This is a genomic window from Ectothiorhodospira sp. PHS-1, assembly GCF_000225005.1.
Taxonomy (GTDB): domain Bacteria; phylum Pseudomonadota; class Gammaproteobacteria; order Ectothiorhodospirales; family Ectothiorhodospiraceae; genus Ectothiorhodospira.
Map to the genome: position 1 here is coordinate 31,350 of NZ_AGBG01000021.1, position 22,238 is coordinate 53,587.

General features: G+C 63.9%; 17 protein-coding genes. 5 read left to right on the top strand and 12 right to left on the bottom strand.

Annotated features, from left to right (window positions below; translation table 11 throughout):
- Position 1 precedes the first annotated feature (1 nt).
- From ECTPHS_RS09690 to ECTPHS_RS09730, 9 genes are all read right to left on the bottom strand, one after another.
- The gene (locus ECTPHS_RS09690; RefSeq protein ID WP_008932560.1) at positions 2–568 is read right to left on the bottom strand and encodes a YfaZ family outer membrane protein; all 567 of its coding nucleotides are present in this window, start codon (positions 566–568) and stop codon (positions 2–4) included.
- A gap of 56 nt (positions 569–624) precedes the next feature.
- The gene (gene mnhG, locus ECTPHS_RS09695) at positions 625–1,020 is read right to left on the bottom strand and encodes a monovalent cation/H(+) antiporter subunit G (RefSeq protein WP_083838825.1); all 396 of its coding nucleotides are present in this window, start codon (positions 1,018–1,020) and stop codon (positions 625–627) included.
- A gap of 4 nt (positions 1,021–1,024) precedes the next feature.
- Positions 1,025–1,300 (bottom strand): monovalent cation/H+ antiporter complex subunit F, encoded by a 276-nt coding sequence (locus tag ECTPHS_RS09700; RefSeq protein WP_040405743.1) that lies wholly within the window; start codon positions 1,298–1,300, stop codon positions 1,025–1,027.
- 48 nt (positions 1,301–1,348) lie between these two features.
- Entirely contained in the window at positions 1,349–1,825 is a 477-nt protein-coding gene (locus ECTPHS_RS09705) for a Na+/H+ antiporter subunit E (RefSeq protein ID WP_008932563.1), read from the bottom strand.
- On the bottom strand, positions 1,825–3,321 hold the full coding sequence (locus tag ECTPHS_RS09710) for a Na+/H+ antiporter subunit D (RefSeq protein ID WP_008932564.1): 1,497 nt from the start codon (positions 3,319–3,321) through the stop codon (positions 1,825–1,827). Before ECTPHS_RS09710 ends, ECTPHS_RS09705 begins: the two co-directional genes overlap by 1 nt.
- Positions 3,318–3,665, bottom strand: coding sequence for a Na+/H+ antiporter subunit C (locus ECTPHS_RS09715; protein ID WP_008932565.1), 348 nt, complete (start codon positions 3,663–3,665; stop codon positions 3,318–3,320). The genes ECTPHS_RS09710 and ECTPHS_RS09715 overlap by 4 nt, the downstream gene beginning before the upstream one ends.
- Positions 3,666–3,839: 174 nt before the next feature.
- The gene (locus tag ECTPHS_RS09720; protein WP_008932566.1) at positions 3,840–4,277 is read right to left on the bottom strand and encodes a Na+/H+ antiporter subunit B; all 438 of its coding nucleotides are present in this window, start codon (positions 4,275–4,277) and stop codon (positions 3,840–3,842) included.
- Positions 4,274–6,583: a putative monovalent cation/H+ antiporter subunit A gene (locus tag ECTPHS_RS09725; RefSeq protein ID WP_008932567.1), complete on the bottom strand. Its 2,310-nt coding sequence runs from the start codon at positions 6,581–6,583 to the stop codon at positions 4,274–4,276. Before ECTPHS_RS09725 ends, ECTPHS_RS09720 begins: the two co-directional genes overlap by 4 nt.
- Before the next feature lie 270 nt (positions 6,584–6,853).
- A complete protein-coding gene (locus ECTPHS_RS09730; RefSeq protein ID WP_008932568.1) occupies positions 6,854–7,546 on the bottom strand; it encodes a TIGR04211 family SH3 domain-containing protein in 693 nt (230 codons plus the stop codon).
- A gap of 237 nt (positions 7,547–7,783) precedes the next feature.
- Here ECTPHS_RS09730 and ECTPHS_RS09735 point away from each other — a divergent pair, with 237 nt between their 5' ends.
- Positions 7,784–8,215, top strand: a complete 432-nt coding sequence (locus ECTPHS_RS09735; RefSeq protein ID WP_008932569.1) for a rhodanese-like domain-containing protein — start codon at positions 7,784–7,786, stop codon at positions 8,213–8,215.
- 30 nt (positions 8,216–8,245) lie between these two features.
- Here ECTPHS_RS09735 and ECTPHS_RS09740 read toward each other — a convergent pair whose 3' ends face one another.
- Positions 8,246–9,661 (bottom strand): hypothetical protein, encoded by a 1,416-nt coding sequence (locus tag ECTPHS_RS09740; protein ID WP_008932570.1) that lies wholly within the window; start codon positions 9,659–9,661, stop codon positions 8,246–8,248.
- Positions 9,662–9,857: 196 nt separating this feature from the next.
- Here ECTPHS_RS09740 and ECTPHS_RS09745 point away from each other — a divergent pair, with 196 nt between their 5' ends.
- The 4 genes from ECTPHS_RS09745 (at position 9,858) to ECTPHS_RS09760 (ending at position 13,337) form a co-directional block, all read left to right on the top strand.
- On the top strand, positions 9,858–10,181 hold the full coding sequence (locus tag ECTPHS_RS09745; RefSeq protein ID WP_008932571.1) for a hypothetical protein: 324 nt from the start codon (positions 9,858–9,860) through the stop codon (positions 10,179–10,181).
- Positions 10,182–10,255: 74 nt separating this feature from the next.
- The gene (fabA, locus tag ECTPHS_RS09750) at positions 10,256–10,768 is read left to right on the top strand and encodes a 3-hydroxyacyl-[acyl-carrier-protein] dehydratase FabA (RefSeq protein WP_040405731.1); all 513 of its coding nucleotides are present in this window, start codon (positions 10,256–10,258) and stop codon (positions 10,766–10,768) included.
- Between the two features lie 71 nt (positions 10,769–10,839).
- The gene (locus ECTPHS_RS09755; protein ID WP_040405747.1) at positions 10,840–12,306 is read left to right on the top strand and encodes a glutamate--cysteine ligase; all 1,467 of its coding nucleotides are present in this window, start codon (positions 10,840–10,842) and stop codon (positions 12,304–12,306) included.
- The gene (locus ECTPHS_RS09760) at positions 12,300–13,337 is read left to right on the top strand and encodes a M14 family metallopeptidase (protein ID WP_008932574.1); all 1,038 of its coding nucleotides are present in this window, start codon (positions 12,300–12,302) and stop codon (positions 13,335–13,337) included. The genes ECTPHS_RS09755 and ECTPHS_RS09760 overlap by 7 nt, the downstream gene beginning before the upstream one ends.
- Here the strand turns inward: ECTPHS_RS09760 and ECTPHS_RS09765 are convergent.
- Positions 13,306–14,115 (bottom strand): transglutaminase family protein, encoded by an 810-nt coding sequence (locus ECTPHS_RS09765; RefSeq protein WP_008932575.1) that lies wholly within the window; start codon positions 14,113–14,115, stop codon positions 13,306–13,308. The genes ECTPHS_RS09760 and ECTPHS_RS09765 overlap by 32 nt on opposite strands.
- 36 nt (positions 14,116–14,151) lie before the next feature.
- Positions 14,152–22,238: GH36-type glycosyl hydrolase domain-containing protein (locus ECTPHS_RS09770; RefSeq protein WP_008932576.1), on the bottom strand; the 8,087-nt coding region annotated here is incomplete at its 5' end.

Sequence of the window (22,238 nt, forward strand, 5' to 3'; positions counted from 1 at the left end):
GCTAGAAACTGAAACGGATGCCGAAGTGAATGTTGTCGTCCAGCTTGTAGTTCTTCTTGTAGTCCAGATCCGTCTCGATCCGCCGGTAACCGATGAATCCGGCCGCGCCCGGCGTCACTTCCAGTTCATAGCGCAGGGAAACGTCCCACAGATCATTGGCATCGCCGAAGCTGGTGATGGGCGGGGCATAGTAAGCTTCCAGGGCGAAGTACATGGGCGTGTTGGCCGGTATCGTGTACCTCACCTCGCCCCCCAGCCCCAGGGCCTGGAACTTGTCGTCCGGTTCATCGATAAACCCGAAAAAGAGCTTGCCGCCGACACCGAAGGTCAGCGGCTGCTCGCCGGCGGGGACTCCCCGCACATGCATGCCGGTGGTCAGCATGTAATCACTGTCTTCATTGAAAAACAGGCCGAAGAACAGGTCGGCGCCACCAAATCCGACAGCGCTGGAGTCGGTGATGAAATTGAACTGGGCCGTTTCCTTGCTCAGGTAGATGTCCAGGGTATGCGCCGAGGCCATGGGTGCCATTGCCACCAGACAGGCCGCCGTCAGCAGTTGTTTACGCATAAAAATCTTCCAGTGATGGTTTAACTAATAAGGACAAACCTGCCGAGCCTACCATGTCAGCCCTTGGGCTGCTCATCCCGGGTCTTGCTCATCCCGGGCGGGGACATCAGGGTCTGGGTCTTGTGGTCATAACGCCCCTTGAGTTCATCCTTGATGGTACCCGACCACATGGGGACACCCACGAAATATCCGGCACGTCCGATCAGGTGAGCCGCTACCGGCCCGGTCAGCACCAGGAATACGATGATGGCCGCGGCCTTGGCCGCCACGGTCACATCTCCGAAGAACTCCAGCCCCACGGCGACCATCATGAGTCCGCCCCCGAGCGCACCTGCCTTGGTGGTGGCATGCAGCCGGGTGGGCAGATCCGGCATGCGCAACAGACCCAGCGCCGCCACGAACATGAAGCCAACTCCGGTCAGCAGGAACAGGACAATCAGGATGTCCATCAGAAGCTCAGTCACCATCACGGCTACCCCCCTTGGCGATCAGGCGGGCAAACCCCACCGCGGCCAGAAATGCCGTCAGTGCCAGCACCATGGCCACGTCCAGGAAGGCCGTCACCCCGTTGGAGAGGGTGTAGACGGCGATGAAGCCCACCGTCAGGGTTGCCAGCATCTCCAGGGCCACCACCCGATCCGGCAGGCTGGGCCCCAGGATCAGGCGGAAAAAGATCAATACCAGGGAAATCCCCAGCACCAGATAGGCGATGAATATGGAGAACTCAATCATGGCTGCCCCCGCTGCAAATTCTTGAATGCCGATCCCGTCCCGCATGCCTCACCGCAGCACCTCCAGGGCACGATATTCCATGTAACGGATGCTCTCGATCACCTCGGCCTCGTTTTCCAGATACATCACATGGATGTACAGCACCTTGCGGTCGCTGGAGACGTCCAGGCTCAGGGTACCCGGCGTCAGGGAGATGAGATTGGCAACCACGGTGATTTCCGCATCCGTCCTGGCCTCCAGCGGAAACGCGATTACGCCCGGCTTCATGTAGAAGGTCGGTGTAAGCACATCATAAGCGACCTTGAGATTGGAAAGGATCAGTTCCTTGATGAAAAAGCCGACGAAGAGGATCGATTTGGGGATCTTGCCGGTATAGGCGGCAAAACCCGGTTGATCCCGCAAGGCGGAGGCCAGGATCAGATAGCCCAATACCAGGCCGATGAACAGGTTGGTACCCGTGAAACTGCCGGTCAGGCCCATCCAGACCAGGGCCAGCAGGATATTCGATGCCAGTGGACCGATCATTACCGTTCCCCCAGAACTGCATCAATGTACAGGTGCGGATTGAGCAACTGATGGGCTGCCGCATCCGCGATCTGATAGATGGACTCCGCCCCCAGGCCGATGAAGACCGTCAGGGCTGCCATCCCGCCAATAGTCAGATAGAGCACGCCGGAGCCGGCACTGCCGTGGACCGGGCGGTTGGCATATTCCTCCGGCTGAGCCTTCCAGAACACCTCGGCCCAGATCTTGATCATGGAGTACAACGTCAGCAGACCCACCACCAGGGCCACACCCACGATCCACCAGGCCTCGGCCTCCACGCCGGCCCGGATGAGGATGAACTTGGCGAAGAACCCGGACAGGGGCGGTATCCCGGCCAGGGACAGGGCCGGGATCAGGAACAGGATGGCCAGCATGGGATGTGACCGATACATGCCCCCCAGTTCCTTGAGCTCGTAGGTCCCCTTGAGCCGGTACACCAGACCGCTGACCAGGAACAGATTCGCCTTCACGATGATGTGGTGCATGATGTAGAACACCCCGCCGACGATGGCCAGGGGCGTGAACAGCGCCAGTCCCATGATCATGTAACCGATCTGGCTGATGATGTGAAATGACAGGATGCGGCGGAACTCGAACTGGGCCGCTGCGCCCAGCACCCCGGTGAGCATGGTGGCGGCGGCCACCCACAGCAGGATCTCATGGGTGTAGTCCACGTCCTGGGTGAAGATGAGGGTGAACACCCGGAACAGGGCATAGACCCCCACCTTGGTCAGCAGGGCCGCGAACAGGGCCGAGACCGCCACCTGAGGCGTGTGATACGAGGCCGGCAGCCAGAAGAAGAAGGGAAAGGCACCGGCCTTGATGCCGAAGGACACCAGGAACAGCATGGCGATCACGGTGATGATGCCCGGATCTTCGGCATAACTGAGCTTGTCGGCAATGTCCGCCATGTTCAGGGTACCCGTCAGGCCGTAGAGCAGGCCGATGGCGGACAGGAACATGGCCGAGGACACCAGGTTCAGGGTCACGTACTTGATGGCCCCTTCCATCTGCGCCCGTTCCCCACCGAGGATCAGCAGGGCAAAGGAAGCCACCAGCATCACCTCGAACCAGACGTAGAGGTTGAAGATGTCGCCGGTGAGGAAGGCCCCGTTCACCCCCGCCAGCAGCAGGTGCAGCAGCGGATAGTAACCGAAGGCCTCATGGCGCTTGCTCATGGAGGTCAGGGAATAGACCGCCGTGGCAAACCCGCTGATGCCCGCCAGCACCACCATGATGGCGCCGAGCAGGTCCGACACCAGCACGATGCCGAAGGGGGCCTGCCAGTTGCCCATGTGCATCACCAGGATGCCGTCCTGCCAGGTGGCGGACAGCAACCAAAGGGCGGACAGCAGCATGAGCCCGGTCCCGACCACGGTGGTCACGCGTTGGGCAAGACGCCAGCGCCAAAGGATCAGCGTCAGGGCGCCGAAGAACAGGGGAATGATGACAGGCAGCGCGACCTCGAGCCTCATGTGTCGGTATCCTTCATCTGGTCCATATCGTCAGCCTGTACCACCTCGTAGGCGCGGTGGATCAGCACCACCGCAAAGGCCAGCACCCCGAATCCGATCACGATGGCGGTCAGGATCAAGGCCTGGGCCAGGGGGTCGGCCACCACACCCGCCGGCTGCATGGCACCCTCGGGCACCAGGGGCGGCGCGCCGCGCAGCAGACCCGCCTGGGTGAACAGCAGCAGGTTGGCGGCATTGGACAGCAGCACCAGCCCGATCACCAGCTTGACGATCGAGCGTCGCAGCATCATGTAGATGGCGGCGGCAAACAGGCCGCCGACGGTGAACGCCATCAGGGTTTCCATGGGCGATCTCCCCTGAAGCCACCGACCGCCACCGCACCATTTGGTGCGGACCGCAGGCTCCGGCGCTCCAGACTCGTCTTGTGGGTCCGGCGATTCAAGAACATGTGATTACCGCTTTCATGCGTGAATGGTGTGAGGGTCCAGGCTGCCGGCATCAAGCCGGCCCTGGAAGGATCAATCTTCCGCTTCGGCCAGGGAGAGCAGGATCAGCAATACCCCGCCGATCACCACCAGATAGACCCCGATATCGAACAGCAACGGCGTCCCCACCTTCAGATCACCCAGCACCGGCAAGGTCAGCTCCAGCCACTGGGAGGTGAAGAAGGGCTGCCCCATGAAGACCGCGGGCACCCCGGAGATCACGCCGAACAGCAGGCCCCAGCCCAACAGGTCCCGGGGTTCGAAGCGCAACACCCGCTTGGCGCTGCGGATATCCAGGGCGAACATGTAGAGGGCGACGGCGGAGGCCGCCACCAGTCCGGCGATGAAACCGCCGCCGGGCTCGTTATGCCCTCGCAGCAGCAGGAACACGGAGAAGATCAGCAATAGCGGCAGCAGGAAATGGGCTGCCGTGCGCAGGATCAGCGACTGCAGGGTGAACTGTGGACTCATGGTCTTCTGTCCTCGGCACGGAACTTGATCATGGCGTAGACACCCACCGCGGCCAGGGCCAGCACCACGATCTCACCCAGGGTATCCAGGGCGCGGAAGTCCACCAGGATGACGTTGACGATATTGCGGCCATAACCGGAGGGCTGACTTTCCTGAATGAAGTACGCGGAAATGCTGTCCGCGTACTGGGCGGTGCTGGCGGCCAGTTTGAGTACGGCCATCATGGCACCCACGGCCAGGGCGATGACGGCATCCCTGACCCTCAGGACCATGGGTGTCAGGCCGAGGAAGCCCGGCAGGCGGAACAGCACCAGCACCAGCATGATGACGGTGAGCGTCTCCACCAGCACCTGGGTGATGCCCACGTCCGCGGCACTGAACAGCACATAGATCAGGGCCACGCAGAACCCCACCACTCCCAGGGAGGCCACCGCCCCCAGGCGGGAACGGGTGGTCACTGACACCAGGGCCGCCATCAGCAGCACCGCGACGATGAAGGCCTCGTGCACCAGAATGCCGGACAGATCCAGATCGATGGCCACATCGGTACGGGTGAACAGGGTCACCATGACCAGGCCCACGGTGGAGATCAGGATGGTGAGTAGGTAGTAGCGCAGATAACCATTCTGCAGCACCCGGGTCTGCCATTCGGAGAGCCACACCATCCCGGCCATGGTCTTTTCATAGGCCGCTTCGGGACCGTAGCGATTGACCACCTCCATGAAACCGGTGAAGCGGCGGAACCGTTCCCAGTTGAGGTAGAGCAACAGGCCCAGGGCCAGACTCACTCCGCTCAGCAACAGGGGCAGGTTGAAACCGTGCCAGAGGGACAGGTAGGGCGATACCGGTGCCCCATACACCGCCGCCGCCGCCCAGGCGATCAGGCCCTGATCCACCAGCCCCGCCCCCAGTCCGAACAGCAGACCCAGAGAGGCCAGGACCACGGGACCCGCCAGCAGGGCCGGCGGCGCCTCATGGGCAGGCACCTTGGGCGTGTCGGCCCGGGGACCATACCAGGGCCGGATACCCACGATGGCCGCCACCGCCACCACCATGACGGCGGAGACCACGGCAAGAACACTGAACAACCCGGCCAGGGCCGGTGCCTCCAGCACGGCCTCGAACAACAGTTCCTTGGCCACGAAGCCGAACATCGGCAGCACCCCGGCCAGGGACAGGGCGGCCAGACCGGCAAAGACGGTGGTCACCGGCAGCGCGCGGCGCAGCCCGCCGGTCTGCAGGAAATCCTTGCAGCCCGCCTCGTGATCCAGGATGCCGGCCACCAGGAACAGCGCCCCTTTGTAGAGGGAGTGGGCCAGCAGGAAGGCCATCGCGGCCAGCATGGCGGTCTCGGTGCCCACGCCGATGAGCATGGTGAGGGTACCCAGGGCCATGACGGTGGAATAGGCCAGCACCTGCTTGACGCCGGTGGAACGCAACGACAGGAAGATCCCGACGAACATGGTCACGGCCCCGAACAGACCCAGCAGCAACATCCAGACCTCGGTCCCACCCAGGGAGGGATTCAGGCGGGCCATCAGATAGACCCCGGCCTTGACCATGGTGGCGGAGTGCAGGTAGGCGGAGACGGGGGTCGGTGCCGCCATGGCATTGGGCAACCAGAAATGGAAGGGATACTGGGCCGACTTGGTGAAACACCCCAGCAGGACCAGCAGCAGGATGGCCAGATACCAGTCGTGCTCGCGGAAGATGTCGCCGGAGGTGAGGAGTTCGTGCAGCTCGTAGCTGCCCCCCACCAGGGCCATCATGATCAGGCCGGTGAGCAGGGCCAACCCGCCGGCCACGGTGACGAACAGCCCCTGCAGGGCGGACTTGCGGGCCTTGGCGTCCTCATGGTTATAACCGATGAGCAGATAGGACGTGATGCTGGTGAGTTCCCAGAACACGAACAGGGAGATCAGGTTACTGGAGAGCACCAGCCCCAGCATGGAGGCCATGAAGGCGAGGATCAGGACATAAAAGCGCCCCAGGTCCCGATGACCTTCCAGATAGCGGCCCGCGTAGGCCACGACGAAGAAACCGATCCCCGAGATCAGCAGGGCAAAGAGCAGGCTGAGGCCGTCGACAAGGAAGGTGAGCTGAATGCCCAGACTGGGAATCCAGTCGTATTCCATGATGATCCGCCCGCCGTCGGCCTCGCGTAGCGCGGGCAGGAAGGAGGCGAAGTAGATGAACAGCACCGCGGGCAAGGCGGCCAGCGCCCAGCCACTGTGGCGACCCAGGCCCCGATGCACCCAGGGCGCAACCGCGGCAATCAGAAATCCGGACAGGACGGCAAGCAGCATGGGTTGTCTGATGGGCGATTCAGCAGAGGCCGGCGCGGTGTTCGGCACCGATACCCCCTGCCCCGCGTCAAGGACCGACCGCGGATGCCTCTCTCCTCCAGGTTGAACGTGGATGGATGCAATATTGCCCCCGGACATCGGGCAGGCAAAAATTAGTGGCACACGACTCCGTGAGCCTTCACTCAGGCACGTTTTATGCTAACCAAACTTGCTTTTTCTTTGCAATCCCTTTCTGTTGCGACGCAGCAGAAAGGGATGTCGCCGCCGGGATCAGTCGATCCAGCCACTTTGCCGACGGCGCCAGCGAATACGGGTCAGGATGATCCCCAGCAACAGGCTGCCGATGGATACACCGGCCCCCACCAGAAACCAGTCCCTGCGTACATTTTCCTGCAACGAACGATTTTGATCCTGGAGCGCCCCGACCCTGGCCTGTTCCCGGGCCAGCGCATCGGTCAGGGCTTCGTTGCGACGGGCGGTTTCCAGTGGATCCGCCGCCACCTCGCGCAGGGTTTCCAGTTCCCGCTCCAGTTCGGCCACCCGCGTACTCAGGGCATCGGCCCGCTGGGTTTCATTGTCCCGCTCGGCCGTCAGACCACGAATCCGGTCGCCTTGTTCCCCTCGATTCTCCTCCAGTTGCTGTATGCGACGCTCTGCCTGGGCCAAACGTTCCCTGGCGTGGGGACGGTTCATGAGAAAACGGCTCTCGATCCACCCCTCGGTCCCGTTGGCCGTCCGAACCAGGCTATAACCGTCGTCATCCACCTGCAGCACGGTCACCGCCGTGCCGCTGGTGAGAAATTGCAGGATGCGATGCTGCAGCGTCTTGCCGGTACGGATATGGGCGCTGAGCTCGTCGGAGATATAGGCCGTGCTCTGGGCCTGGGCCAAGCCGGACCAGGCAGTTGTCAGCAGCAGGATGACCAGGATCAGAGGCGGCAGGGATACCAGAGGGTGTTTCACGAAAGATGTCCTTTGCTTATCGGTCATGGATCAGGCGCGCCTATTGTAATCGCCCCCCCGGCAGGGCCGGGGACAGCAGGACTGTTACTTGCGCCGAAGGTCACAAAAACACGGCCGGCCCTCACCGCGTGCGGGGTGACGGACGAGCGCCACTCCCCTACTCTATCAGCCTTGCAGGCCTGAAACCTGAACGCCTGCCCCAGGATCACGTCACACCAACCACTGGAATCACAGCCCATGGCAGAGAAAGACCCTGCTCACCTGAGTCCGCAGGAAGCCCATGAATTGCTCAGGGAAAACCCGAGAGCCCTGCTGATCGACATCCGCTCCAGCATGGAATTCCTGTTTGTCGGGCACCCGGTCGGCGCCGTGCACATCCCCTGGATGGACGAGCCGGACTGGACCCTCAACCCGAGGTTCGTGCCCGAGGTACGCAAGCTGCTGCTGGGCAGCGTCGGGAGTGAGTCAGCCCCGGAAACCGGCACCCCGGTGATCCTCATCTGCCGCAGCGGCAAGCGCTCGCTGGACGCGGGTCGACTGCTGATCAGGGAAGGGATTCCCAACGTCTACCACATCGGCGAAGGCTTTGAGGGAGAACTGGACGAGAAGCACCATCGCTCCAGCCTGGGCGGCTGGCGCTTCCACGGTCTGCCCTGGGAGCAGTGCTGATCCTCCGGCCCGGCATGGCGGCCCGGGACATCACGTCTTCGTGGATGCCCTGGACCGATGCCATCGCCGCACCCGGTGCTCCAACTGCAAGGGCAGGAACAGGATCAGGTCATAGAGTATCGGCAGGAACCAGGACAACAGCCGCATCGTGCGGGCAAGATGGAAGCTCAGGAACGCCAGTACCTGCAGTACCACCACGACCCACCAGCCCCCCAGCACCCCCATGGCCTGCATGAACAACTGCAGCGGTAACGGGGTCAGCGCCAACAGCAAGGTCATCAGCCCACCCAGGGACAGCAGTGTCAGCAGGGAAAGCCATTCCAGCGGCGGCAGCGCCAGTTCCGGCTCGCCTTCCAGCAGCCGGCCCAGGGCGTCCTCGTGCAGGATGAACAGATCACGGGACGCGGCCAGCGCACCGGACAGCCAGGCCAGCAGGATCAGCAACAGAATGCCGCCCCACAGCAGGCGCCGTTTCCCTGCTGCGTCCCAGCTGGCGACCATCGGCAACAGGGAGGTCACCCCCCTGGACTCCAGGATCATGCCACCGGCCGTCACCGACATGAGCAGAAGCAACAGCGTTGCCAGCGAGCCCAGGCCGGGGCCACCCGTGTCCCCGGGATGCCAGCCCAGCATGTCCGTGACCGGCATGAGCAGCAGGTGATAACCGGTCACCCCCGCCATCAGGATCAGGCCCAGCAGTAGCAGGCTCACCAGCAGCTGCCCCAGCGAGGCCAGGGTCAGGGCGGGCGGGGGCATGCTGCTGTCCTTGAAGCGCTGATACTGGGACAACGTCACATCCAGGTGTCGCGCCTGGTCCCGCACCGCGATCACACCTTTTTCCAGGTCGGTCAGCCGGTCGCCCAGGGCGCGCCATTCCGGCAATAAACCACGGAGTATCTTCAGTCGCTCCCGGTTGCCCTGGCGATACTCCTCCAGGGTATCCCGGCCCACGCGGGCCAGGGTGTCGTGAATCTCCTGCAGCATGGTGCCGACACGAGGATCCGCCTTCGGAGGCGTCCCGGCCAGGGCCCGGGTGGTTTCGATCCAGGCGGGCTCCTCGGGAATCTGGTCCCGGGTCTGGCGGTAGTCCTCTTCGATCCTTTCGATCTGTTCGGCAATGCGACGCTGCAGGAGGGCATACCCCCCAAGGTCCCGGTTCAGACGATGATGAATGCCACGACACTCCCGTTCCACCCTCAGCTGCAGACGCCGCAACGCAACGCCACGCAGATAGGCCTGGTGACGATGACGCACCTTGCGACCGGCAAATCGCAGGCCATGGGCGGCAGCTCGGAACTGCCATTCCAGCAGATGAAAGAGCTGCCGCAATCCACGGCGCAGCCAGGGGCGACTGAAGTAAAGGACCAGGATCCCGATCACCACCCAGATCAGGATGGAAATACCCAGGCTGTCCGCCCACAGGCCCCAGAGATCGTTGCTGCTCATTCATCAACTCCCGGTTTTCGGTACGGGTGGCCGGCAGACGGCTTAAAGTTTTCCGGTGGACGGCCGACAAATCTATTGAGGCCATCCTGTTCCAGGCTACCCCGTTGTACACCACCTGGACTGACAGGCGCATGCATGTTCACGCATGAATATGCCGAAATACAATCGGATCATGCAATTCAATAGAGACCGACCCATGGACCGAAGCCAACTGGAACTGAAAATGGGCGCCCAGCTCACCCCCTACCGGGAATTGCCGGACATGACGGCCGGGGCTGCCGTGCTGGGTTTTCTCCCTGCGTTCATGGACGTGCAGACGCACGAAACGCACCTTTCCATCAACGAGGATGGTTCGCTGGCGGTCATCCACCTGCTGGATGGGCTGCCGGATCACTGGGTGATCGAACGGGATGAACAGGGCCGCATCACCGCCCTGAAGGACGGCATTGTCGCCGGCTTCATGCGCCAGGGCCGGTTCTTCACCCGTTCGGAACTGGCTCAGCTACGCTGGGACGCCTGAAACCGGATTTCCCCTTGTGCCCGGGGGCGTAATCCGGTCCAATAGGCGGCTCCTTATCGCCAGACACCCAACCCATGCGAAAGAACAGTTACGAGCGCGAAGAACTTCTGCAATGCGGCCACGGAGAGATGTTCGGCCCCGGCAATGCGCAACTGCCGGTCCCGAACATGCTGATGATGGACCGCATCAACCATATCAGTGACGAGGGCGGCGCCTTCGGCAAGGGTGAAATGCGTGCCGAACTGGACATCAATCCCGATCTCTGGTTCTTCGACTGTCATTTCCCGGGTGACCCCGTCATGCCCGGCTGCCTGGGCCTGGATGCCATGTGGCAGCTGGTGGGCTTCTACCTGGCCTGGATCGGCAATCCCGGCCGCGGTCGCGCCCTGGGTGTGGGCGAAGTGAAATTCACCGGCCAGGTTCTGCCCAGCGCCAGGAAGGTCACCTACCAGGTGGACGTCAAGCGCGTCATCACCCGCAAGCTGGTACTCGGCATCGCCGACGGCCAGGTACTGGTGGACGATCGCCTGATCTACACCGCCAAGGATCTGCGGGTCGGGCTGTTCACCTCCACCGACGGTTTCTGAAGCCCCCTCCCCGTTTGACCCGTGAGCCCTGATCGACGACGATCAGGGCTCACGCACATCCGGGGATGACCGTGGGCCAGGAGATCGATCACACACACTTCAAGGCCAGCGATTTCACCCGCTTCCGGACCCACCTGGAAGCCGAAACCCGGCTCGCCCGGGAATGGTTCCAGCAGGGCCGTTTCGTCCACGACGACCCGGTGGCGGGATTCGAGATTGAGGCCTGGCTGCTGGATCGGCACGAAGGCCCGGCCCCCCTCAACGAAGCCTTCCTGCGACAATTCGATGACCCCATGGCCACGCCCGAGCTGGCCGCCTTCAACATTGAGGTCAACACCCATCCCCACCCGCTGAAGGGCCGTGCCCTCGGCCTGATCCATCGGGAGATGTCGGCCACCTGGCAGCGCGCCCTTGAGGCCGCCGAGGCCGTCGGCGCCCGCGCCCTGATGACCGGCATCCTGCCCACCTTGCGTCCGGAACACCTGCGTCTGGGCAACATGTCGTCCATGAAACGCTACCGCGCCCTGAACCGCGAGGTCTTCCGCTCCCGGCAGGGGCGACCGGTGCGTCTGGACATCGCCGGCCGGGAGCATCTTCTGCACCTGCACCGGGATGTCATGCTGGAGGCCGCCACCACCTCGTTCCAGATCCACCTGCAGACACCGCCGGATACGGCCCACCAGGTATACAACGCCGCCATCATCGCCTCCGCCCCCATGGTGGCCGCCGGCGCCAATGCCCCCTTCCTGTTCGGCAAGGATCTGTGGGACGAGACCCGGATTCCCGTCTTCGAACAGGCGGTGGAAGTGGGTGGCTACGAAGAGGTGGCCCGAGGCCCCCTGCGCCGGGTCAGCTTCGGTTCCGGCTATGCCCGGGAGTCCATCCTGGAATGCTTCGAGGAAAACCTGGCGCATTTCCCGGTTCTGCTGCCCATGTGCAGCGACACCCCGCCGGAGCGGTTCCCTCATCTGCGCCTGCACAACGGCACCATCTGGCGCTGGAACCGGCCCTTGATCGGTTTTGACGACGAAGGCCGCCCCCATGTCCGGATCGAGCACCGGGTCCTGCCGTCAGGCCCCACCCTCGCCGACAGCATGGCCAATGCCGCCTTTTTCTATGGTCTGGTGGAAGACCTGCTCACCGAACCCGGGGGGCCCGAATCCCTGATCCCCTTTGCCGCCGCCAAGGACAACTTCTACCAGTCGGCCCGCCTGGGACTGGCCGCCGTCCTGCAATGGCGACATGGGGAACGCATCGGGATACAGGACCTGATCCTGGACGAGCTGCTGCCCCGGGCCCGTCACGGCCTTCAGCGCCTGGGACTGGCCCGGGCGGACAGCCATCATTACCTGGAAATCCTGGCCGAGCGAGTCCGGTCGGGCCGCAACGGCGCCCGCTGGCAACGGGATTTCGTTGCGCGGCACGGACGGGACATGCCCGCGCTGACCCGGGCCCTGCGCCGGCACCAGGCCACCGACGACCCTGTCCATCAATGGGATCTGCAACCCGTCTCCCCGGAGGATTCTGAATCATGCTGAGACAGCAGGAAGGACTGCCCGCGGGCTTTCTGGATACCCCGGTCGGGGAACTGCATCGCATCGTCCCCGAACCGACCCTGTTTCATCTGCCGGGCCGCCGGATGCCTGCCCTGTTCGTCTCCATCCTGCTGCACGGCAACGAGCCGGTCGGCCTGCATGCCATCCAGCAGGTACTCACGGAACTGCCGGCCGGGGAACTGCCCAGGGGATTGAGCCTGTTCGTGGGGAATGTGGCGGCAGCCCGGGAAGGCGTCAGACGCCTGGAGGGTCAGGCGGACTTCAATCGCATCTGGCCGGGCACGGAGGCACCGGACAGCCCGGAATCCCGGCTTGCCGCCGAGGTGGTGGATACCATGAGGTTACGGGGCGTCTTTGCCAGCGTGGACATTCACAACAACACCGGCCTGAACCCCCACTATGCCTGCATCAACCGGCTGGACCACCGCTACCTGCGTCTGGCCACCCTGTTCAGCCGCACGGTGGTGTACTTCATACGCCCCCGGGGCGTGCAGTCCATGGCCTTTGCCGAGCTGTGTCCGGCGGTGACCCTGGAATGCGGCAAACCCACCGACCGGCACGGGGTGATGCATGCGGCGGACTATGTCCGTGCCTGCCTGAACCTGGCGGAACTGCCGGATACCCCGGTTCCCGCCCATGATCTGGACCTGTTCCATACCGTGGCCCAGGTAAAGATCCCGGCCGAGGTCCGGATCAGTTTCGAGGACAGAAGGACGGACCTGCTGTTCGCCCCGGACCTGGACCACATGAACTTCCGGGAACTGCCCGCCGGCACCGTGCTGGGCACGGTCAACGGGGGCCGCCCTCTACCGGTCACGGCCCATGACGAACAGGGGGCGGAGGTTTCCGCCCACTACTTCGCGGTGGAACACGGCCGTCTGGTACTCACCCGCCCCATGATGCCCTCCATGCTCACCCTGGATGAACGGGTGATCCGCCAGGACTGCCTGTGCTACCTGATGGAGCGGATGGATACCGAAATCAGGACGGGGTTTCACCGATCGGCACTGTGATCTGCTCCACGGACACTTCCATCCGGGACGGCAGCACCAGCGGACCGAACTGATTGAACACGGGAACATCTGCCGCATCCCGCCCATAGCCTAGGCGAACCCGGCCTGCGTCCGGCCTTGCCCGGGTAGGATCAAAGGAATACCACTGCCCTCCCACGAAGGCCTCGAACCAGGCATGCAGATCCATGGGTTCCAGTTGATTCAGGTAACCCACCACATAACGGGCCGGGATGCTCAGACTCCGACACAGGGCGATGCCGACGTGGCTGAAATCCCGACAGACACCATTACGCCGATTGATGGCCTCCAGCGCGGAAATCGGCGCCGGATCGGAATCGGTGAGGTAGCCAAGGTGCTCATGGGTCCAGCGGGTGATCGCCGCCACCTGGTCATAGCCGGGAATGCAGCCTGCCACGATCTCGCCGGCCAGCCGGCCCAAACGGTCCGAGTCGCAGTAGCGACTGGGTGTCAGATACATCAGGGCCTGATCCGGCAGGTCCTGAATCAGGACGAAGGGCGCCCCGGGCGCCTGCTCCAGGGTCGCCGGCACCTGCACATCGGAACGCACCTCCACCTTGAAGTGACCGGGCGGCGCCGTCAGGCGCTGCCACAGGTTACCGTACATGTCGGTGTATTCGATGATCGGCATGCCGGGAAAGACGGCATAACGATCCTGCGCCACCCATTGATGGGCATCACTGCGCGGTCTGAGCAGGAGCAGCATGGGACTTTCCACCTGAAAACGCATTTCCAGGGTACAACCGACTCGCAACCACATGGTCCGTCCTCACTAGATTTGAGTGACCCATGCGCCTCAGCCCAGGTCCACCTCGACTTGGTGTGTCCGACGGTCATCGACGAGGGGAATCCTGCCCCATCCGGCCTCGAACGCGGCGGCATCCGGAATCTCGGTCCCGTCAAGGGACACGCGGATGACCCGCCGGGACTCCCCGGTCGTGCCGCTCACCTTGATATGGTATAGGGTTTCACGATACCGGTAGTGGATGGTATACGCATTCCAGTCATCGGGAATGCAGGGTGCGATGCGCAGATGATCCCCCCGCAGTTGCAGACCCAGCAGGGTTTCCAGGATCAGCCGGTACATCCAGCCCGCCGCCCCGGTATACCAGGTCCAGCCGCCGCGGCCCGTGTGGGGCGGTGAGCCGTACACATCCGCGCTCATGACATACGGCTCCACCTTGTAACGCGCCACCGCCGCGGGCGTATCGCCGTGGTTGACGGGGTTAAGCAGACCGTAGCATTCCCAGGCCCGCCGCCCGTCCCCCATCCGGGCGAAGGCCATCGTGGTCCAGATCGCGGCATGGGTATACTGACCGCCGTTCTCACGCACCCCCGGCACATAGCCCTTGATGTATCCGGGCTCCAGAGCCGACTGATCAAAAGGCGGGTCGAGCAGACGGATCAGGCCGTCATCCCGACTCACCAGGTGTCGATCCACGGCATCCATCGCCTCGCGGGCGCGGCTGGGATCCCCGGCGCCGGAGAGGATCGCCCAGCTCTGGCTGATGGCGTCGATGCGGCACTCGTCGTTGACGGCGGAACCCAAGGGCGTACCGTCGTCGAACCAGGCCCGCCGATACCAGGCGCCGTCCCAGGCGCTCGCTTCGATATGGCCGCGCAACTGCTCGGCCTGGTCACGGCAGAACTCGGCAAACTCGCCGTCATCCCGGCGTCGGGCAAGGTCGGCAAACTGCTGCAGGGCGTCGAACAGGAACCAGGCCAGCCAGACACTTTCGCCCCGGCCCTCATGGCCCACCCGGTTCATGCCGTCGTTCCAGTCACCGCAGCCCATCAGCGGCAACTGATGCGCACCGAAACGCAGGCCGTGCCGGAGGGCGCGGACACAGTGCTCATAGAGATCGGCGACTTCCGGGGAGCGTTGCGGCTGGTTGTAGTAGGCCTCTTCATCGGGATTGAGCTCGCGACCCTCCAGGAAATGGACCGGCTCGTCCAGGACACCGGTGTCGCCGGTAGCGGCCACGTAATGGCAGGTCACATAGGGCAGCCAGAGGTAGTCATCGGAAAAATGGGTGCGCACACCCTGGCCGCCGGGGGGATGCCACCAGTGCTGCACGTCACCCTTGAGGAACTGGCGCCCGGCGCAGCGGATCAACTGCGCCCGGGCCAGCTCGGGGGTGGTATGGATCAGGACCATGACATCCTGCAGCTGGTCACGGAAGCCGTAGGCGCCGCCGGACTGATAGTAGCCGCTGCGCGCCCACAGGCGGCTGGACAGGGTCTGATAGACCAGCCAGCCATTGGCCAGCACATTCAGCGCCGGATCGGGCGTATCCACCTGGACCGCGCCCAGGGTGTGGTTCCAGTACCCCCACACCCCTTCCAGGGCCTGGTGCGCCCCCGCCCGGCCACCGAACCGGTGGATGAACTCGCCGACCTCGTCCACGCTCGTCGCCGCGCCGAACAGGAACACAACTTCGGCAGACTGTCCCGCCTCAAGCTCCACCCGGCCCTGCACCGCCGCGCAAGGATCCAGGCCCGCGCCGGTCCTGCCCGACAGGCGCTTGCGGCGCATGGCCGCCGGCTTGGCCATGGAACCGTTGCGGCCGATGAACTCGGTCCGCCCACCACTGATCGAGCGATCCCGTTCGCTCACATGGGCGAACACCAGCCGATGGGCACACTCGCGCCCGTAGGCATTGCGCGCCAGCAAGGCCCCGGTGTGGGGCTCCGTTTCGGTGACGATATGCATCAGATTGGCATGCCGCCACTCGCCGAGCACCAACTCCCAATAGCCGGTCAGAGACAGTCGGCGTGTGCGCCGGGAATGATTATGCAACTTGATCACCACACACTTGACCGGCGCATCCAGGGCAACATAGGTGGTCAATTCCGAGACGATACCCGACTCCTGGTATTCGAACACGCTGTAGCCGAAGCCATGCCGACAGACATAGCCGTTGCGCCCCCGGGCCGGCAGCGGCGTCGGCGACCAGAAGGCCCCCGTTTCCTCGTCCCGGATGTAGAAGGCCTCGCCGCCGGCGTCGGACAGCGGATCATTGTGCCAGTGGGTCAGCCGGAACTCGTGGGCGTTGTCCACCCAGGTATAGGCACTGCCCGCCTCACTCACCACCGTACCGATGTGCGGACCGGCAATCACGTTCACCCAGGGAGCCGGTGTCTGCTGTCCCGGCGCCAGGGTGATCACGTATTCCCGTCCGTCCGGCGTGAAGCCACCCAGGCCATTGTTGAAAATGAGTTTCCGGGGCACCGGGGTCGCCGGCGGCTCGGTCATCACCGGACGCACCGGCTCCAGCCGATCCGACCGGCGGCCCGCGGAGATCCGGCGCTCCACCGGCTCGATCAGGGTGTCCGCCGTATCGCTGAAAATGATGCGCGCCACCGTCTGCAACAACACCCGCTCATCCTCCGTCAGTTCCTCGGCACGCCGCAGGAAGACCCCGCCCGGCTTGTCCAGCATCTGCGCCTCGGGGCCTGACTGGATCAGCCCCATGATCCGGTCGTGCAGGACTGCACGGTAACCTGAAAAGTCCTCATTCAGGATCACCAGGTCGGCGATCAGCCCCTTCATGCGCCAGTAGGCGTGGGCCTGCAGCACCTGCTTGACCCGATCGATGCGATGGATATCACCAATATGCAGGAGAACGATGGGCAGATCCCCGGAGATGGCAAAGCGCCACAGGCCCGACTGCCCCAGCTGATTACGGGCGATGACCCCCGGTGCAGCACGACGCAGTGCGTTACCGAAGATCACCGAGTTGGCCAGACGGCCGTAGACCTGAGCATCCACCTCGGTGGCGTTGAGCACGCGCAACACCTCCTGACTCTGGAACCAGGCCATCTCGAAGGCACGTTCAACGAAATGCCGATCACAATATTTCTCCAGCAACGTCAGTGCCGCCTCCCGGGTATCGGCCACGCCGGAGATGATCTGGACGCTCGCCGACTCATCGGGCGCCAGGGTCACTGTGCGCCGGATGGCCACGATGGGATCAAGCACCGCGCCCGCCGTATTGGACAGACGCCATGTCGGCGGGTGCCCGTCCAGCGCCACCGGGTTCACCGGTGAGCGACCGCGACCCACGAAGCGGACACGATCGGTTTCAAAGGACGGCGCATCGATCACGGCCCCCGGTGCGGCCATCAGATGAAACATCCAGGGCACCTGCTCGTCCGGCGTGCGCCGTCGCCGCGTACACAGGATGGCCTGCTGTCGGGGCAGAATCTCGGTCTGCACAAACAGATTGCTGAAGGCACGATGGGCCAGGTCGGCGGCCAACGGCGCCAACACCACCTCGGCATAACTGGTCAGTTCGATATGACGCCGCCGGGAAGATTGATTGGTGAGGGTCACGCGCCGGATCTCCACGTCATCCTCGGAGGAGACGCAGATCTCGGTGTGGGCATCGATGGCCTGATCCCGTCGCCGGTATTCCGCGCGGGCCTGCACGAAGATGGCCTCATAGTGATCCGCTCGGCGCAGCGTCGGCTGATGGGCGCTGGACCAGTACTTCCCGCTGTCACGATCACGCAGATAGATGAAGGTGCCCCAGGCATCGGTGGTGGCATCCTCGCGCCAGCGGGTCACGGCCAGTTCATGCCGGCGACTATAACCGCCGCCGGCATGGGTGGCCATCACGTGGTAGCGTCCATTGGACAGCAGATGCACCTCGGGTATCTGCGTGGTGGTGTCCCTGAATACCCGCATGATGCTGCCGAACGCTGCATCCGGCGGCTGAGCGGAGGCACTCACCTCGGCGGCATGGGGATGCAAGGTGGCCCCCTGCCGCGGAACACGCTCCTGCAGCAGCAACTCCGTCGCCCGCACCTCCGGGTCGGCCATGAATCGACGCTGCATGGGCTGATCCAGCAACACATGGGCAAAGGCCAGCAGGCTCATGCCCTGGTGATGGGCCATGAAGCTGCGCACGATGAACCAGGGCTTGCCCCGCGGCACACGGGACGGGGTGTAATCCACCGCCTCATAAAAGCCGTGGCTACCGAGAAAACCCGTCTCGGCCAGCCGTTCCAGGTTGCGGCAGGCCTCCTCGGGCAGTACCGTCAACGCCAGCGCCGTGGCATAGGGGGCAATCACCAGATCCTCTCCCAGCCCCCGCTTGAACCCCAGCCCGGGCACGCCGAAGGCTCGGTACTGATAGACCTGGCTCATGTCGGTGACGTTGTAGCAGGATTCGGAAATCCCCCAGGGTACCGCCCGCTGCCGGCCATATTCGATCTGGCGCGACACGGCCGCCTTGCAGGTCTGCGCCAACAGGGTGTTACCGAAGCTAGGCATGATCAGCTGCGGCATCAGGTACTCGAACATTGAGCCGCTCCAGGAAATCAGGCTGACATCGCCCCCATGGCTGGTCAGCAGACGCCCCAGGGCAAACCAGTGTTTCTGGGGCAGCTGTCCCTGGGCAATCAGCAGAAAGCTGGCCAGGCGCGCCTCCGACGCCAGCAGGTCATAGCAGGCCGGATCGCGGCGCCGCTCGCCCACGTCATAGCCGATGGCCAGCAACCCCGCCCCGGCATCGTAAAGAAATTCAAAATCCATGCTCGCCAGATCGCGGCAACGCCGGATCAGATCATCGATGATGTCGTGTTGCGCCCGGGATGGACAATCCGTCGCCACGGACCCGCCTGCCGGTGACGCGTGAACCAGTTCATCCCTCAGGGCAGCCACCTGCCGGTCAAAGGCCTGTACCCAATAGGCGGATGCCGCGTCGTCCGAGGGCATACCCGCCGCCGACCATGCGGCCGCCGCGCCCCCGGCCTGCTGAATGTCCTCCAGGGCCTTGATGAGGTCGGGGATGGACAGGTCGGCGTCCCGCATGTCCTGGACCCGGCGTTCCAGTGCGGTCAGGGGTGGCGGTGGTGATAAGGGTCGCTGTTCAGCCAGCACCCCCAGGGTGTCCAGCAGCCCCTGCAACGCCCGGGATGACGGCACCGGCTGGTGCTTCAGCTCGGCCAGCCCGGCCTGGAGGGTCAGCAGGGCACCCGCCAGATTGCCGCTGTCCACCGAAGAGACGTATCTCGGCTGCAGGGGCTCAAGGGTACGGGTGTCGTACCAATTGTAGAAGTGTCCCCGGTAGCGCTCCAGAGGCTCCATGGTCGACACGGTGCGGTCGATACGTACCAGGCATTCGCCGGTGGTCACATAACCGAAGTCATAGGCAGCCAGATCCGACAGAAGGGCCATACCGATATTGGTGGGCGAGGTGCGAGAAGCCACCATCGGTGCGGGGGTTTCCTGAAAATTATCCGGCGGCAACCAGTGATCCTCCGGACCCACGAAGTCGGCAAAGTAACGCCAGGTCCTGCGGGCCGCACGACGCAAAAAGACCTCCTGTGCCGCACTCAGGCGCGGTATGCGGTCACCCGGCGGGCGGCTGATCCACCAGGCGATGCCGGGCGATACCAGCCACGGCAGCAGAAATGGGGCGGCAAACATCCCCTGCGTAGCCCAGGCATCTCCGGATGTCCAGGCCAGTGCGACTCCCGTCGACAGCGCCAGGACCGGCGCAATCCACATCTCCCGCAAAAAGTCGGTGGGTGTCCGACAGGCATTGCGGCGGGCATAGCTGGGCAGGTGCCAGAGCAGCAACCCCCTCCGGGTAAACAGCATCCGCCCCCAGGAGCAGGCAATGGCCCCCAGGCAGATCCGGGCGTCGTAGGGCAGGAACACCAAGCTCAGCAGGGCCTGGAGCAATGGCCGTACTGCGGCCCTGCCGGTCAGCGTCAGGTGTACCCGGCGATCCCAGTCCCGTGGCCGACGCCACAGATCGATCATGGAGGGCAACAGTGCGGGCACGACCACCAGCGCCAGCATCAGCAGGCTCCAGAACCAGATCGGACCGGCACCCAGCAGCCAGCCCCCCAGCAACAGGATCAGCAAGGCCGGGGGCACCAGGCTGCGGCGCAGGTTGTCGAACAACTTCCAGCGGGAAAGGGCCGACAAGGGATTCGGCACCTGCAACGGCGTACGCCCCCGGGAGGCCGGCACGCGCGGCAGCAGCCAGCCCACCAGTTGCCAATCACCCCGTATCCAGCGGTGGCGACGACTGGCCTCCGCGGTATACGTGGCCGGATGCGATTCCAGCAGATCCACATCCGTCACCAGCGCCGACCGGGCGTAACCCCCTTCCAGCAGATCGTGACTCAGGATCAGGTTTTCCGGCAAGCGACCATCAATGGCCCGGCGAAAGGCATCCACGTCATAGATACCCTTGCCGACGAAGGATCCCTCGCTAAACAGATCCTGATACACATCGGAAATCTCCCGTGTGTAAGGGTCCATGCCTGGTTCACCCGCGAACAGCCTGGAAAAACGTGACTGGCGGGCACTGCCCAGACTGATGGAGGTACGGGGCTGCAGGATGCCGTACCCTTCGACGATGCGGCCCTTGTCCGGATCAAGGACCGGACGGTTGAGCGGATGCGCCAGATTACCTACCAATTGACGCGCCGCATCCCGCGGTAGCTGGGTGTCGGTGTCCAGGGTGATGACGAAACGGATGGAGGCCAGCAGGCGGGTATCCCCGACGATCTCCGAGAAGGCGGCAGTCTCTTTCCCCCTGAGGCGGGCGTTGAATTGTTCCAGCTTGCCTCGTTTGCGCTCGTAGCCCATCCACACCCGTTCGAACGGATTCCATACCCGAGGCCGATGAAACAGATAAAAGATGCCGGGTCGGTCCTCCCGATACCTGAGATTGAGCCGTTCCACCGCCGTGCGGGCCTGCTCAAGCAGGGCCGCATCCTCCGGTTGCACCGCCTGGGGGGCATCGGGAAAATCCGTCAGCAAGGCGAAGAACAGATTGGGGTCCCGATTGCCCAGATAGCGGATTTCCAGCGCCTCCAGCAGGTGATCGATATCCTCGGGGCCGGTCAGCAACGTGGGCACGACCACCATGGTGCGCCGGTCCTCCGGAATCCCGCTGGAAAAATCCATCCGTGGCAGGGCCTTGGGCGACAAGAGCAGCGTGACCCACAGATTGACCAGTGAAACGACCGGCGCCGAAACGGCAATCAGTAGCGGCAGTGCCAGATACCAGGTCCAGGCGGTATCCGGCTTGAATCCGTCCAGAAGCAGCAGCACGCCCCCTGCCGCAAGCAGCGTGAGCAAAGTCACCGCCCCCAGATACAAAGGCAGGCAGGCCGATCGACAATGGCGGCCGAACCGGGATATCCAGGGCATCCGGCAGCCCACCGCCCGCTCCAGCGCCGGTCGTCCTCGGTCGATCAGGTAGTACCCTACATGGGCACTGCGATCCTCCCCTCCCCGTTGAGCCGCCGCGGCCCGGGCAAGGTCGACCGCCGTCCGGGCCACGTCTTGCTCGGGGCAGGCCGCCGTCCGAGCCACGTCCTCCACCACGTGCCGGTAGCGATCTCGCGTGGCAAAGTCCTGGCCGGCATGCATGCCCAGGGGGTCATCCCGCAGGATCCGCTCGACCACACTCAGAGACTCGACATAATCCTTCCAGTCCATGCTGCCGATAAAACGCAGGCTGCCGATGCTGTTGGCCATGGAAATCTGGTTGGCCGCGGCCGTGCGTCCGGCCACTTCCGACAACTGCTCGGCCGTCACGCTCTGCTCCAGCAGCTTGTGCTCCACCCAGGTCCGGATAAAGGCCAGGGCCGGGCCCTGGGCCTGGAGTACAGCGTAAAATGCTTCCACGAACGGGGCCGTCAGCGGCACGTCCGCCCGGGCGAATTCGGCCAGCAATTGAATCAGCTGTTTGGGCTCCTGCTCGGCCGTCACCAGCATGCGATCCGCCCAGGCGAGGGCCGTGTCACGCTCCTGGCGACGCTGGGCAATACTCACCCCGACCCGGCGCAGGTTTTCCAGCAGGGCCAGCTGCAGCATGATCGGAAAGGCCCACAATTCGCCGATTTTGAGGG